General features: G+C 53.5%; 12 protein-coding genes. 5 read left to right on the top strand and 7 right to left on the bottom strand.

Features of this window, described 5'->3' with window-relative positions:
* Positions 1 to 418 precede the first annotated feature (418 nt).
* Positions 419 to 1,633, top strand: coding sequence for an alanine transaminase AlaA (gene alaA / locus ACLD4F_RS06885; RefSeq protein ID WP_000074540.1), 1,215 nt, complete (start codon positions 419 to 421; stop codon positions 1,631 to 1,633).
* Between the two features lie 93 nt (positions 1,634 to 1,726).
* Positions 1,727 to 2,326 carry a 5'-deoxynucleotidase gene (gene yfbR, locus ACLD4F_RS06890; RefSeq protein WP_000813882.1) on the top strand — a complete coding sequence of 200 codons (600 nt, stop codon included), beginning with the start codon at positions 1,727 to 1,729 and terminating at the stop codon, positions 2,324 to 2,326.
* 90 nt (positions 2,327 to 2,416) lie between these two features.
* On the opposite strand, the gene ACLD4F_RS06895 is transcribed toward yfbR, so the two are convergent.
* From ACLD4F_RS06895 to yfbV, 4 genes are all read right to left on the bottom strand, one after another.
* Complete coding sequence (locus ACLD4F_RS06895; RefSeq protein WP_080095243.1) at positions 2,417 to 4,243, bottom strand: SLC13 family permease; 1,827 nt, start codon at positions 4,241 to 4,243, stop codon at positions 2,417 to 2,419.
* A gap of 76 nt (positions 4,244 to 4,319) precedes the next feature.
* Complete coding sequence (locus tag ACLD4F_RS06900) at positions 4,320 to 4,997, bottom strand: sugar phosphatase (RefSeq protein ID WP_001555201.1); 678 nt, start codon at positions 4,995 to 4,997, stop codon at positions 4,320 to 4,322.
* On the bottom strand, positions 4,990 to 5,484 hold the full coding sequence (locus ACLD4F_RS06905; protein WP_000426135.1) for a YfbU family protein: 495 nt from the start codon (positions 5,482 to 5,484) through the stop codon (positions 4,990 to 4,992). The genes ACLD4F_RS06900 and ACLD4F_RS06905 overlap by 8 nt, the downstream gene beginning before the upstream one ends.
* A gap of 82 nt (positions 5,485 to 5,566) precedes the next feature.
* Complete coding sequence (yfbV, locus tag ACLD4F_RS06910) at positions 5,567 to 6,022, bottom strand: terminus macrodomain insulation protein YfbV (protein ID WP_000106617.1); 456 nt, start codon at positions 6,020 to 6,022, stop codon at positions 5,567 to 5,569.
* Between the two features lie 339 nt (positions 6,023 to 6,361).
* Between yfbV and ackA the strand changes: the two genes are divergently transcribed.
* From ackA to yfcC, 3 genes are all read left to right on the top strand, one after another.
* Positions 6,362 to 7,564: an acetate kinase gene (gene ackA, locus ACLD4F_RS06915; RefSeq protein ID WP_000095689.1), complete on the top strand. Its 1,203-nt coding sequence runs from the start codon at positions 6,362 to 6,364 to the stop codon at positions 7,562 to 7,564.
* A gap of 76 nt (positions 7,565 to 7,640) precedes the next feature.
* Positions 7,641 to 9,785, top strand: coding sequence for a phosphate acetyltransferase (gene pta, locus ACLD4F_RS06920; protein ID WP_000086692.1), 2,145 nt, complete (start codon positions 7,641 to 7,643; stop codon positions 9,783 to 9,785).
* Between the two features lie 217 nt (positions 9,786 to 10,002).
* Positions 10,003 to 11,523: a putative basic amino acid antiporter YfcC gene (gene yfcC, locus ACLD4F_RS06925; RefSeq protein WP_031607580.1), complete on the top strand. Its 1,521-nt coding sequence runs from the start codon at positions 10,003 to 10,005 to the stop codon at positions 11,521 to 11,523.
* A 48-nt stretch (positions 11,524 to 11,571) separates the two neighbouring features.
* On the opposite strand, the gene ACLD4F_RS06930 is transcribed toward yfcC, so the two are convergent.
* From ACLD4F_RS06930 to ACLD4F_RS06940, 3 genes are read right to left on the bottom strand one after another with little or no spacing between them, the layout of a single operon-like run.
* Positions 11,572 to 12,525 (bottom strand): transketolase family protein, encoded by a 954-nt coding sequence (locus tag ACLD4F_RS06930; protein ID WP_000593035.1) that lies wholly within the window; start codon positions 12,523 to 12,525, stop codon positions 11,572 to 11,574.
* On the bottom strand, positions 12,518 to 13,348 hold the full coding sequence (locus ACLD4F_RS06935; protein WP_350388249.1) for a transketolase: 831 nt from the start codon (positions 13,346 to 13,348) through the stop codon (positions 12,518 to 12,520). Before ACLD4F_RS06935 ends, ACLD4F_RS06930 begins: the two co-directional genes overlap by 8 nt.
* Entirely contained in the window at positions 13,345 to 14,736 is a 1,392-nt protein-coding gene (locus ACLD4F_RS06940; RefSeq protein ID WP_001522266.1) for a PTS ascorbate transporter subunit IIC, read from the bottom strand. The genes ACLD4F_RS06935 and ACLD4F_RS06940 overlap by 4 nt, the downstream gene beginning before the upstream one ends.
* Positions 14,737 to 14,742 lie beyond the last annotated feature (6 nt).

Here is a 14,742-nt window from a genome sequence, read left to right on the forward strand (position 1 = left end):
TTAAATAATAATTAATTAAGATTTCTACCATTCATTAATTATACTTAACAATAGTTTCACACCCCCCGCCGCCGGAAAGGTCTAACCTTCTCATTTTACCTTTAATACTCAGTATTTCCGAAATAGCCAGCGCGACACTAATGATGAATGCTTATCTCTCATAAAACAGATAATTTCTGACAACATAAAAAACCACATTACGCGCAATCATATAGAATAAAACACTATACATACAGACAAAAATAGAAAATGCATCTAACCAAATGATTTTATGAAGTTTTAAACAGCACGAAAGCGCGTTAAAAATAAACAAAATCTTCTTCTGTTCACTCTTCAAAACTCACCGTCGTGGGAGTACATTGTTTCGTGCTGACTTCCACGGCAGGGAGTGGCAATAACAGCTAAAAGGTCAAGATTCATGTCCCCCATTGAAAAATCCAGCAAACTCGAAAATGTCTGTTATGACATTCGTGGCCCCGTTCTGAAAGAAGCGAAACGCCTTGAGGAAGAAGGTAATAAAGTTCTTAAACTGAATATCGGCAACCCCGCCCCCTTCGGATTCGAAGCGCCGGACGAAATTCTGGTCGATGTCATTCGTAATTTGCCGACGGCGCAAGGATATTGCGACTCGAAAGGGCTTTATTCCGCCCGTAAAGCGATTATGCAGCATTATCAGGCCCGTGGAATGCGCGATGTAACCGTGGAAGATATCTATATCGGTAACGGCGTTTCCGAGCTGATCGTTCAGGCGATGCAGGCGTTGCTTAACAGTGGCGATGAAATGCTGGTTCCCGCGCCCGATTATCCGTTATGGACAGCGGCGGTATCGCTCTCCAGCGGCAAGGCGGTACATTATCTTTGCGATGAATCTTCCGACTGGTTCCCGGACCTTGACGATATCCGCGCCAAAATCACCCCACGTACGCGTGGTATTGTCATTATTAATCCAAACAACCCTACTGGTGCCGTCTATTCTAAAGAATTGTTGATGGAAATTGTCAACATTGCGCGCGAGCATAATCTCATCATCTTCGCCGATGAAATTTATGACAAGATTCTCTATGACGATGCCGAGCATCACTCTATCGCCGCACTGGCGCCTGATCTGCTGACCATCACCTTTAATGGGTTGTCTAAAACCTATCGCGTCGCCGGCTTCCGCCAGGGCTGGATGGTGCTGAACGGACCGAAAAAACATGCGAAGGGCTATATTGAAGGGCTGGAGATGTTAGCCTCAATGCGCCTGTGCGCCAACGTCCCGGCGCAACATGCTATTCAGACCGCGCTCGGCGGCTATCAAAGCATTAGCGAATTTATTCTGCCGGGCGGTCGACTGTATGAACAGCGTAACCGCGCCTGGGAGTTGATTAACGATATTCCCGGCGTTTCCTGCGTAAAACCGCGCGGCGCGTTGTACATGTTCCCCAGGATCGACGCTAAACGTTTTAATATTCACGACGACCAGAAGATGGTGCTGGACTTCCTGCTACAGGAAAAGGTGCTGCTGGTGCAAGGTACCGCCTTTAACTGGCCGTGGCCGGATCACTTCCGCATTGTGACGCTACCGCGTGAAGATGACCTGGAGATGGCCATCAACCGTTTTGGGCGTTTCCTCTCAGGTTACCATCAATAATCTTAAATTCAGGCTACTTCGGTAGCCTGAATTGCATCTTCATCTCCCTCCCCGCACAATGAAGTCTGCCGCAGTGAAAACAAAAGGTAATCTATGAAGCAGAGCCATTTTTTCGCCCATCTCTCCCGCATGAAGTTGATTAACCGCTGGCCGCTGATGCGTAACGTGCGTACGGAAAACGTCTCCGAACATAGTCTGCAGGTGGCGATGGTCGCCCATGCGTTGGCGGCGATAAAAAACCGTAAATTTGGCGGTCAGCTCAATGCTGAACGCATCGCGCTTCTGGCGATGTATCATGATGCCTCGGAAGTACTGACCGGCGATCTACCGACGCCGGTAAAATATTTTAATTCCCAGATAGCTCAGGAATATAAAGCGATCGAAAAAATCGCCCAGCAAAAGCTGGTTGATATGGCGCCGGATGAATTACGCGATATTTTCGCACCGCTTATTGATGAGAATGCCTGGAGCGAAGAAGAACAGGCAATCGTAAAACAGGCCGATGCGCTTTGCGCCTACCTGAAATGCCTGGAGGAGCTATCGGCGGGAAACAATGAGTTTGGACTGGCAAAAACGCGGCTGGAAAAAACGCTGGAATTACGTCGCAGCCAGGAGATGGACTATTTTATGGCGGTGTTTGTCCCGAGCTTCCATCTTTCTCTGGATGAAATTAGCCAGGATTCACCGCTTTAGTTGCCGGATGGCGGCTAACGCCTTATCCGGCCTACCGTTCTTCCCGTAGGCCTGATAAGCGTAGCGCCATCAGGCCTTTTCCAGCCTGGGTTAAAACGGAAACAACATCGGAATCATCACAATACAAACCGCCATCACAATAAGCGTGAACGGCACGCCAAGCTTCACAAAATCGCTAAAGCTATAGTTTCCCGGCCCCAGAACCAGAGTATTCACCGGCGATGAAACCGGCGTCATAAAGGCGGCGGATGCCGCCATCGCCACCGCCATCGCAAACGGATAGGGCGACACCTCCATCGATTTCGCCGCCGCCAGCGCAATCGGCGCCATCAGCACCGCCGTTGCCGTGTTAGAAATGAACAGTCCTATGACGGCGCACAGCACAAACAGGCATCCCAGCATCATATACGGCCCATAGCCACCGCCGATATTCATTAACCCTTGCACGACCAGAGAGACGCCGCCGGTTTTTTGCAACGCCAGCGCAAACGGCATCATACCCACAATCAAGATAATACTCGGCCAGTGGATCGCTTTATACGCGCTTTCAGCATCAATACAGCGAAATTTTCCCATCAGCAAGCAGGCGATAATCGCCGCGATCGGGTTGGGAATTTCATCGGTCAACATCAGCGCCACCATCAGTACCAGGCAGAAAATGGCGTGCGGCGCCTGGCTGTGCGCCGGCGAGGCTTCGCTGACCTCGACCGGCATATTCAGCACCACAAAGTCGCGGCCTTTTTGCCCCAGCAGGCTGATTAACTTCCAGTTCCCCACGACCAGAATGATATCGCCCATCAATAACGGCTCATCGGCCAGCGACCCTTCCAGAGCGACGCCGTCGCGTTTCAGGCCGACCACATTCAGCCCGTAACGTGTACGGAAAGCGATTTCACGCACCGACTTGCCAATCAGTTCAGACTCCGGAATAAGCGAAATTTCCGCCATCCCGACATCCAACGCCTGATCGGAAAAATATTCTCCACGCAATACCATCGGTTCCAGCAGTTGCTCGGCGCAGAACTCTCTGAGGTCAACCTCCGCCGCCGACATATCAATCAGCAGAACGTCGCGAGCGCGAAACTCCGATACGCCGTTCACATTGACGATAACCCGCCGAAAGCGCCGCCAGCGTTCAACGCCGATGACATTGGCGCCGTAACGTTCGCGCAGTTTAAGGTCGTCCAGCCGCTGTCCCACCATTGGCGAACCGGGGCGAATCGCCAGACGGCGAGCGCGCCCCGTCAGACGGTACTCGCGGATAAGATCGCGGAAAGTGCGCCGCTTACCGGCCTGTTGTCCGGGCGCATCGCCTTTTAGCATGAAGCGCATCACCAGCATATAAACAATGCCGAGCGCCAACACCACTATCCCCAGCGGCGTCACGCTAAAAAAGTTGAACCCGTGCAGGCCTTCACGCAGCAGTTCACTGTTAACCACCAGGTTCGGCGGCGTCGCCACCAGCGTCATCATTCCGCTGATAAGCCCGGCAAAACTCAGCGGCATCATCAGGCGCGAAGGCGAGGTTTGCATATGCATAGAAACGCTAAGAACAACGGGGATAAAAATCGCCACCACTCCGGTTGAACTCATGAAAGCGCCAAGTCCGGCGACAGTGATCATCAGTAAAACCAGCATTTTGATTTCACTGCTGCCCGCCATTTTAACCAGCCAGGTACCGACCACCGTAGCAACGCCGGTGCGCACGAGGCCGTCGCCAATAATAAATAAGGCGGCGATAAGAATGACATTCGGATCGCTAAAGCCGGAGAAGGCTTCCGGAAGGGTCAAGGTACCGCTAAGGACAAAAGCAACAATGACGAATAAAGCCACCGCATCCATACGTACTTTGCCCGTCGCAAACAACACGACGGCAATCGCCAGTAAAGAGAGAACCCAAATCAATTCACCGTTCACAACATATCCTTGTCAGATGAGAAGATAACGAGATTCTGCCATAAATATGCCCCGCCAAAGCGGGGCGATATCATGATCAGGTCTTTCTTAACACCACCACATCGCCGTTTGGTTGTTTAGCGACCGATAATTGCGTCAGGCTATCCAACGCAAAATCAACATCCGCCAGACGCGGCGTGTCGGCCGGCGCATTGACCGCAATGACGTGGCAGCCCGCAGCCAGTCCGGACAGCACGCCAGCCGGGGCATCTTCTACTACGACGCACTCCTGAGGGGCCAGGCCAAGCAGTTGTGCGCCCAGCAAATACGCATCCGGCTCCGGTTTGCCGCGTTTGACTCGTTCGGCGGTGACAAACACCTCTGGCGCTGGAAGGCCCGCGACCTGATGGCGCGCACGCGCGACCGGCATTGAACCGGAGGTGACGATAGCCCACGGAATGCCCGCTTTATTCAGGTGATTGAGTAAATCGACTGCCCCCGGCAACGCGGTGATCCCTGCGGTTTCAGTGGCTTCTATTTGCTCCAGGCGCGTAAACTCAGCGGCAATTTCCGCCTCCGATTTACCCGCCATAAAATGCCGCAACGAGGTGATCGCCTGTTTGCCATGAATAAAGCCCAGCACCTCATCATGAGCAAGGTTAAAACGATCGGCCCAGCTACACCACGCGCGTTCGACGGCAGGTAATGAGTCAACCAACGTTCCATCCAGATCAAACAGAAAACCTTTACACTGCACGCGAGCCTCCTCAGGCATTAATGATTTGATTGATTTCATTCGCGCTCAGGTGGTACTGACGCGGGCAGGCATGCCAGACATTCAACATCCGCTGGTATTTTTCCCACATCGGCGTCTGGGCATTAAAGCCGTGCGTCCCGGCGTCAAAGTGAGTGTAGCGTCCTTCTATATTCACCATAAAACGGACATAGCCGAGGTAACGCGCTTCCGTCGCGGCGTCAAACCCCAGGAAGGTGACGCGACGTTCGTCGATGGCTTGCGTATCTTTGAGGTTGGTCCAGGAGACGTGCAGCGCATGGTACATCTCCATAATATCGATGATGGTACGACAGGTCTCTTCCGTCAGCTCGCCAAACTCGCGATCCAGCTCGCGCATCTGCAGGCCGTAGCCGCGTTCAATAATTGTTTGTAAGCGACGGTAACGCTCGGCGTTGGTGGGATCGAGCATCGTCATCATTTTGTACTGGTTAGACAAAATCAGACGTTGCGCGTTGGTCATTTCCATTTTGAACTCCTGTATCACGCTATGGCGATGAAAAAAAGAAGGCATTGGTATGCCTTCTTTTATATGCGTAATCCGGGGTCAATTACAAATCATCCAGGAAAGTTTTATCCAGTTGTTTGAAGGCGCGCTTAAGCGTGTCAGCTAATGCCTGGTAATCCGGCTTTCCTTCTACCGGCGCCAGCGCTTGTCCAGCCTCCTGCAATTTACCGCGAACTTCGTAAAACCAGTTAAGGATTGAAGGCGGCAACGGCGTCACGGAACGTTTCCCTAACCACCATAATCCCTGCATAGGCAAGCTCAGGGCGAACAGGGCGGTCGCCACGGCCGGACCTAACTGACCGCCCAGCGCTATCTGCCAGCATAATGTAAAGACGGCGACAGGCGGCATAAATCGTATGGCATAGCGCGTCATACGAATGACGCGGTTTTCGACGAAAACGGGCGCCAGCCGTTTTTCCATCGGCCACGTCTTCGCGTAGTGTTGCCCCCGGCGAAATAAGCTAAAAAAATTTACGGAGCGATTATCCGGTGTCGACATGGCCTACCTCAACTTCACATATAAAATTTAAAAAATTTGTGCAAAACAACAACTGCGAGGGACAACGTTCAAAACATTTTGTCTTCGATACCCACTATCAGGTATCCTGTGTCGGCCTGTCAAAGGCCGGTAGTTTAAAATCATTGAGTCGTCAATATTACACATAGTATGCCATTGGCTGAAAAATACGCAAAATGGCATAGACTCAAAGGTATTTCTTCCATCATGCCCAAAAAAACTCCTGCGCATGATGTTAATCATAAATGTCAGGGCTATCATGCGCTACGCTCTATGGCTCACTGACGTTTTTTTAGCCACGTATCATAAATAGGTACTTCCATGTCGAGTAAGTTAGTACTGGTTCTGAACTGCGGTAGTTCTTCACTGAAATTTGCAATTATTGATGCAGTTAATGGTGATGAATACCTTTCTGGTTTAGCCGAATGTTTCCATCTGCCAGAAGCACGCATCAAATGGAAAATGGACGGCAGTAAACAAGAAGCGGCTTTAGGTGCAGGCGCCGCTCACAGTGAAGCGCTGAACTTTATCGTTAACACTATTCTGGCACAAAAACCAGAACTGTCTGCGCAGTTAACTGCAATTGGTCACCGTATCGTACACGGCGGCGAGAAGTATACCAGTTCCGTAGTCATTGATGAGTCCGTCATTCAGGGCATCAAAGATTCCGCCTCTTTCGCACCGCTGCATAACCCGGCTCACCTGATTGGTATCGCCGAAGCGCTGAAATCTTTCCCGCAGCTGAAAGATAAAAACGTTGCAGTATTCGACACCGCCTTCCATCAGACCATGCCGGAAGAATCTTACCTGTATGCCCTGCCGTACAGCCTGTATAAAGAACACGGCGTTCGTCGCTATGGCGCACACGGCACCAGCCACTTCTATGTAACTCAGGAAGCGGCAAAAATGCTGAACAAGCCGGTAGAAGAACTGAACATTATCACCTGCCACCTGGGCAACGGCGGTTCTGTTTCCGCTATCCGTAACGGTAAATGCGTGGATACCTCTATGGGTCTGACCCCGCTGGAAGGCCTGGTCATGGGTACCCGTTCCGGCGATATCGACCCTGCGATTATCTTCCACCTGCACGACACTCTGGGCATGAGCGTGGATCAGATCAACAAAATGCTGACCAAAGAGTCCGGTCTGCTGGGTCTGACTGAAGTGACCAGCGACTGCCGTTATGTTGAAGACAACTACGCCACCAAAGAAGACGCTAAACGTGCGATGGACGTTTACTGCCACCGCCTGGCGAAGTACATCGGTTCTTACACCGCTCTGATGGACGGTCGTCTGGATGCAGTCGTGTTCACCGGCGGTATCGGTGAAAACGCCGCGATGGTTCGCGAACTGTCTCTGGGTAAACTGGGCGTGCTGGGCTTTGAAGTCGACCACGAACGTAACCTGGCGGCCCGCTTCGGCAAATCTGGTTTCATCAACAAAGAAGGTACCCGTCCAGCGGTGGTGATCCCAACCAACGAAGAACTGGTTATCGCGCAGGACGCGAGCCGTCTGACTGCCTGATTTGACACCGCCAGCCTCGCTGGCGGTGCTGTTTTGTAACCCGTCTCCAAAAGACGGTAACGAAAGAGGATAAACCGTGTCCCGTATTATTATGCTGATCCCTACCGGAACCAGCGTCGGCCTGACCAGCGTCAGCCTCGGCGTCATCCGTGCTATGGAACGCAAAGGCGTTCGTCTGAGCGTCTTTAAGCCTATCGCCCAGCCTCGCGCTGGCGGCGATGCGCCTGACCAGACCACCACTATCGTTCGCGCGAACTCTACCCTGCCGGCGGCTGAACCGCTGAAGATGAGCCACGTTGAATCTCTGCTCTCCAGCAACCAGAAAGACGTGCTGATGGAAGAGATCATCGCGAACTACCATGCGAATACCAAAGACGCGGAAGTGGTGCTGGTTGAAGGTCTGGTTCCGACCCGTAAACATCAGTTCGCTCAGTCTCTGAACTATGAAATCGCGAAAACGCTGAATGCGGAAATCGTTTTTGTCATGTCTCAGGGGACCGACACGCCAGAACAGCTGAACGAGCGTATCGAATTGACGCGCAGCAGCTTCGGCGGCGCGAAAAACACCAACATCACCGGCGTTATCATCAACAAACTGAATGCGCCGGTTGATGAACAAGGCCGTACTCGCCCGGATCTGTCGGAGATCTTTGACGACTCTTCCAAAGCGCAGGTGATCAAAATCGATCCTGCTAAACTGCAGGAATCCAGCCCGCTGCCGGTTCTGGGCGCGGTGCCGTGGAGTTTCGACCTGATTGCGACCCGCGCTATCGATATGGCGCGTCACCTGAACGCCACCATCATTAACGAAGGCGATATCAAAACCCGCCGCGTTAAATCCGTCACGTTCTGCGCGCGTAGTATTCCGCATATGCTGGAACATTTCCGCGCAGGATCGTTGTTAGTGACCTCCGCTGACCGTCCGGACGTACTGGTCGCAGCTTGCCTGGCCGCGATGAACGGCGTAGAAATCGGCGCCCTGCTGCTGACCGGCGGCTATGAAATGGACGCGCGCATTTCTAAACTGTGCGAACGCGCATTCGCCACCGGTCTGCCGGTCTTTATGGTGAACACCAACACCTGGCAGACTTCACTGAGCCTGCAAAGCTTCAATCTGGAAGTCCCGGTTGATGACCATGAGCGCATCGAGAAAGTTCAGGAATACGTCGCGAACTACGTTAATGCTGAGTGGATCGAGTCGCTGACCGCCACTTCCGAGCGTAGCCGTCGTCTCTCTCCGCCGGCGTTCCGCTACCAACTGACCGAGCTGGCGCGTAAAGCCGGTAAACGCGTAGTGCTGCCGGAAGGCGACGAACCGCGTACCGTCAAAGCGGCGGCAATCTGCGCTGAACGCGGCATCGCCACTTGCGTACTGCTGGGCAACCCGGATGAAATCAACCGTGTCGCGGCATCTCAGGGCGTTGAGCTGGGCGCAGGTATTGAAATCGTCGATCCGGAAGTGGTGCGTGAAAGCTATGTCGCTCGCCTGGTTGAGCTGCGTAAGAGCAAAGGCATGACCGAACCGGTTGCCCGCGAGCAGCTGGAAGACAACGTGGTGCTCGGCACGCTGATGCTGGAGCAAGACGAAGTCGACGGCCTGGTTTCCGGCGCGGTTCATACCACCGCCAACACCATCCGTCCGCCGCTGCAGCTTATTAAAACGGCGCCAGGTAGCTCCCTGGTCTCTTCTGTGTTCTTTATGCTACTGCCGGAGCAGGTTTACGTTTACGGCGACTGCGCAATCAACCCAGACCCGACTGCAGAGCAGCTGGCAGAAATCGCGATTCAGTCTGCGGATTCCGCCATTGCCTTCGGCATCGAACCGCGTGTGGCAATGCTCTCCTACTCCACCGGCACCTCTGGCGCGGGCAGCGACGTAGAGAAAGTACGTGAAGCGACGCGTCTGGCGCAGGAAAAACGTCCTGACCTGATGATCGACGGTCCGTTGCAGTACGACGCCGCGGTCATGGCTGACGTAGCGAAATCCAAAGCGCCGAACTCGCCGGTTGCGGGTCGCGCTACCGTGTTCATTTTCCCGGATCTGAACACCGGTAACACCACCTACAAAGCGGTACAGCGTTCTGCCGACCTGATCTCCATCGGGCCGATGCTGCAGGGTATGCGCAAGCCGGTGAACGACCTGTCCCGTGGCGCGCTGGTTGACGATATCGTCTACACCATCGCCCTGACGGCAATCCAGGCTTCTCAACAGCAGCAGTAACAGTAAAAGCTAATGCCGGATGGCGGCGTGAACGCCTTGTCCGGCCTACAGGTGAAATACCGTTGTAGGCCGGATAAGACGCGTTAGCATCGCCATCCGGCATTCTGCTATTTACCCTGCAAAGCGGAATTTTTTGCTTAACTGCGCTGCATCAATGAATAACTATTCCCTTCTTCTCATACTTAGCCTCTTTGCTTTGCAACAGGGATAGTCTGTCATGTCTGTCGTTACAGAATCAAAAACAGCCAGAAAATGGGCAATGCCCGATACGCTGGTCATCATCTTTTTTGTCGCCATTTTAACCAGTATCGCCACCTGGGTCGTCCCCGTTGGGATGTTTGATAGCCAGGAAGTGCAGTATCAGATCGATGGCCAGACAAAAACCCGCAAAGTCGTCGACCCGCACTCTTTTCGCATTGTGACCAATGAGGCCGGGGAAGCGCAGTATCATCGCGTACAATTTTTCACTACCGGCGATGAAAGACCAGGGCTGATGAATTTTCCGTTTGAAGGGTTAACATCCGGATCGAAATTCGGCACTGCCGTCGGCATTATTATGTTTATGTTGGTGATTGGCGGCGCATTCGGCATCGTGATGCGTACCGGCACCGTGGATAACGGCATTCTGGCGCTTATTCGCCACACGCGGGGCAACGAAGTCCTGTTTATTCCGGTGCTATTTGTCCTCTTTTCGTTAGGGGGCGCCGTATTTGGCATGGGCGAAGAGGCGGTCGCCTTTGCAATTATCATAGCCCCGCTGATGGTCAGGCTGGGCTATGACAGCATTACCACCGTCCTGGTGACCTATATCGCCACCCAAATTGGCTTTGCCAGTTCGTGGATGAACCCTTTCTGCGTAGTCGTCGCCCAGGGGATTGCCGGCGTGCCGGTACTTTCCGGCTCCGGGCTGCGTATTGTGGTCTGGATTGTCGCCACGCTGATTGGGCTGGTTTTTACGCTGGTCTACGCCTCACGCGTGAAAAAGAATCCGCTGCTTTCCCGCGTCCACGAATCCGATCGCTATTTCCGCGAACAGCAGGATGAAGTCGTCCAGCGCCCTTTCACCTTCGGTGACTGGCTGGTACTGCTGGTCCTGACCGGCGTAATGATTTGGGTCGTCTGGGGTGTGATTGTCCACGCCTGGTTTATTCCGGAGATCGCCAGCCAGTTTTTCACCATGGGCGTGGTGATCGGCCTCATCGGCGTTATCTTCCGCCTCAACGGTATGACGGTCAACGTGATGGCGTCCTCATTCACCGAAGGGGCGAGGATGATGATCGCGCCCGCCTTGCTGGTGGGTTTTGCCAAAGGCATTCTGCTGCTGGTCGGCAACGGCGAAGCCGGGGAACCCAGCGTGCTCAATACGCTGCTTAACAGTATCGCGCATGGCATCAGCGGGCTTAATAATGCTATCGCCGCCTGGTTTATGCTGCTCTTCCAGGCGGTATTTAATTTCTTTGTCACGTCCGGTTCGGGCCAGGCGGCGTTAACCATGCCATTACTGGCGCCGCTCGGCGATCTGGTCGGCGTTAACCGTCAGGTGACTGTTCTGGCCTTCCAGTTTGGCGATGGCTTCAGCCATATTATCTATCCGACATCGGCCTCGCTGATGGCCACGCTGGGCGTGTGCCGGGTCGATTTTCGCAACTGGCTGAAAGTGGGGGCGTCGCTGCTGGGACTACTGTTTATTATGTCCAGCGTGGTCGTCATTGGCGCGCAGATGATGGGATATCATTGATCCAAAATGCCGGATGAGCACCAGCGCCATCCGGCAATATCTCCATGATTAAAGCAGTGATTTCGCGGCTTCTACAATCGCTTCGGCGGTGAGTCCGTACTCTTGTTGTAAGAAATCCTGCGTTCCTACCTGCCCATAACGCTCTTTGACGCCAACACGGCGCATCGGCACCGGGCAGTTTTCCACCAGCACTTCCGCCACCGCTGACCCCAGTCCATTATGGATGCTGTGGTTTTCACACGTGACGATACGCCGCGTTTTTTCCGCGTAGTTTTTCACCAACATGCGATCGATAGGCTTTAAGGTGAACATATCAATGACCGCGGCGCTCACGCCTTCCTGCTCCAGTTGGCGCGCCGCCTCCAGCGCCTCCGCCACCATAATGCCGTTGGCGATAAGCGTAATATCATCGCCCTCGCGCAGTACGTTGCCCTTGCCAATGGTAAAGGTAGAGCCTGGCGCATAGATACTCGTCGCCTGCTTACGGATGGTACGCAGCCAGTAAAAACCGTCCAGGTCCATTAGCTGGCGTAAAATATCCGCGAACATCACCGCATCCGTCACCTCCAGTACTACGGAGTGCGCCAGCCCGCGAACAATCCCCATATCTTCAAAAGACATATGGGTGCCGCCGTTATGGCACGCCGTCACTCCGGCATCGGAGGCGATCACTTTGACGTTGTTACGCTGATAATCCAGCGCCATGAAGAGCTGATCAAAACAGCGACGGCTGGCAAAAGCGGTAAAAGTATGCACAAAGGGTTTGCGACCGGTCAGCGCCAGTCCCGCCGCCGTGCCAATCACATTCGCCTCCATAATACCGCAGTTAATGACATGCTGCGGGTAGTCACGCGCCACGCTGTCCATCGCCATTGAGCTCATTAAATCAGCCTCAAGCGCAATAATTGGGCTTCCGGCCTCAATCTGCCCGGCGACAAAACCGGCGTAAACTTTGCGCATTTCGATATCGTCTTTAAGCCCTGCGGGCGCAAGCTTAATCATGCATGACCTCCAGTTGATGAATGGCCTCATTGAGCGTCTGCTTCATGCCATCCGTCAGGCGTAAGTGGTGAGAATTCGTTAACTGCTCCAGGCATGGCACCCCCTGCCCTTTAATGCTGTCAAGGATCACTACCCGTGGCTGGGCATCGGCGGGCGGCACAGGCTGAACCACCGCCAGTAGTCCGGCGATATCATCGCCTTTGACGGTGACGACATCGAAACCAAACGCGCGGAATTTCCCTTCCAGATCGAACGGATTGATAATCTCCTTCAGCTCGCCGTCAAGCTGCTGTTTATTCCAGTCAATGAAAACGGTCAGATTATTCAGGCGGTGGTGGGCAATAAACTGAAACGCCTCCCAGCACTGCCCTTCATTCAGCTCCCCATCGCCGACAATGCAAAATACCCGGTTGGGTCGCCGCGCCAGTTTATGCGACAACGCCATTCCGCCCGCAATAGAGATGCCCTGTCCCAGTGAGCCGGTCGTGGCGTCCACGCCGCGCGTTTTTAGCCGATCCGGATGACTGGGAAGACGGGTGCCGTTCTGGTTAAGCGTATTCAGCTCTTCGCGCGGGAAATAGCCTTTAATCGCCAGGGTACTGTACAACGCGGGGCCCGCATGGCCTTTCGACAGTACGAAGTAATCGCGCTCCGGCCAGTCCGGGTCGGCAGGGTCGATTTTCATCACCGCGCCGTACAGAACCGCCAGAGTTTCCACTACCGACATGCTGCCGCCATAGTGACCAAAGCCAAGATGGTTTAAGGATTTGAGCGTGGCGACGCGAATGTCGCGCGCCAGTTGGGTGATTTCGGTTACGTTCATTCTTTCGCTCCGCTATTTTCCTGCACTTCGGCAGTCGCTTTTTTGTTTTTGGCCAACACGTTGTACGCCACCAGTAGCGCGAATAGCGCCACCACCAGCCCCGTGATAGCCATCGGCGACAGATAACGCGCCAGGTTGCCCAGCAAAATACCGATTACGCCAAAGTCAGCATCCGAGAACGTGGTATTGGCGAAGCCGATCGCGCCGAGAACCGGCAGTAAAAGCACTGGCAGGAAAGTGATTAATAGACCATTAGCAAATGCGCCGATCATCGCCCCGCGGCGACCGCCGGTGGCATTGCCAAAGACGCCTGCGGTCGCGCCGGTAAAGAAGTGCGGCACAACGCCTGGCAGGATCAACACAAGCTTCATCTGTCCAAGCAGGAACAGACCCACCAGCCCACCGAGAAAACTGAACAGGAAGCCAATCAGTACCGCGTTAGGGGCATAGGGATACACCACCGGGCAGTCCAGCGCCGGACGCGCGTTTGGCACCAGTTTTTCTGAAAATCCGGTAAAGGCCGGAACAATTTCCGCCAGAATCAGACGGACGCCTTGCAGAATGATGAATACGCCGGCGGCGAAGGTGATTGCCATGATGATGGCGTACACCAGATAGTTTTGCCCGCCGCTAAACGTCGCTTCGACATACTCACGCCCTGCGCTGACTGCCATGATCAGATAGATAATCATCATGGTCAGCGAAATCGAGATAGAACTGTCGCGTAAAAAACTGAGGTTTTTCGGCAGGTTCATCTCTTCCGTGGAGCGGGAGCCTTTACCACACAGGCTGCCAATCCAGCCGGAAAGCACATATCCCAGGGTACCGAAGTGACCAAACGCAATGTCATCGGTACCGGTAATCCGCCTCATATAACGTTGGGCCAACGCCGGGAAGAAGGCCATCACCAGCCCCAGGATTAGCGATCCGGTGAAGACCAGCCCTACGCCCTCAAACCCCGCCACGGTCAGGATTACGCCAATCATACAGGCCATGTAAAAGGTGTGATGCCCGGTCAAAAAGATATATTTAAGACGCGTAAAGCGCGCCACGACAATATTGGCCACCATACCAAATGCCATAATTAACGCCGTGGACGCGCCATATTTCTCCAGCGCGATTGAAACTATCGCTTCATTATTAGGAATAATGCCCTGAATATTAAAAGCGTGTTCAAACATACCCCCTAGCGGATTTAATGAACCCACCAGTACGGTTGCGCCGCCGCCAAGCACAATAAAACCTAAAATGGTTTTAATCGTGCCTTTTACCACATCGGAAAACGCTTTTTTCTGCGCCACCAGACCAATCAGCGCAATTAACCCTACAAGCACCGATGGCACTTTTAAAATATCAACAACAAAATTCAGCGTTTCAAGGATAAACATATCCAC

This window comes from Salmonella sp. 741265050_HSA (assembly GCF_046569445.1).
Classification (GTDB): domain Bacteria; phylum Pseudomonadota; class Gammaproteobacteria; order Enterobacterales; family Enterobacteriaceae; genus Salmonella; species Salmonella enterica.

Bases quoted from the DNA above. Each gene is read 5' to 3' on its own strand.
- ACLD4F_RS06900 (WP_001555201.1), bottom strand. From the start codon at position 4,997: ATGCCTGAGGAGGCTCGCGTGCAGTGTAAAGGTTTTCTGTTTGATCTG.
- alaA (WP_000074540.1), top strand. From the start codon at position 419: ATGTCCCCCATTGAAAAATCCAGCAAACTCGAAAATGTCTGTTATGAC.
- ACLD4F_RS06935 (WP_350388249.1), bottom strand. From the start codon at position 13,348: ATGAACGTAACCGAAATCACCCAACTGGCGCGCGACATTCGCGTCGCC.
- ACLD4F_RS06940 (WP_001522266.1), bottom strand. From the start codon at position 14,736: ATGTTTATCCTTGAAACGCTGAATTTTGTTGTTGATATTTTAAAAGTG.
- ackA (WP_000095689.1), top strand. From the start codon at position 6,362: ATGTCGAGTAAGTTAGTACTGGTTCTGAACTGCGGTAGTTCTTCACTG.
- ACLD4F_RS06930 (WP_000593035.1), bottom strand. From the start codon at position 12,525: ATGATTAAGCTTGCGCCCGCAGGGCTTAAAGACGATATCGAAATGCGC.
- yfcC (WP_031607580.1), top strand. From the start codon at position 10,003: ATGTCTGTCGTTACAGAATCAAAAACAGCCAGAAAATGGGCAATGCCC.
- ACLD4F_RS06905 (WP_000426135.1), bottom strand. From the start codon at position 5,484: ATGGAAATGACCAACGCGCAACGTCTGATTTTGTCTAACCAGTACAAA.
- yfbR (WP_000813882.1), top strand. From the start codon at position 1,727: ATGAAGCAGAGCCATTTTTTCGCCCATCTCTCCCGCATGAAGTTGATT.
- yfbV (WP_000106617.1), bottom strand. From the start codon at position 6,022: ATGTCGACACCGGATAATCGCTCCGTAAATTTTTTTAGCTTATTTCGC.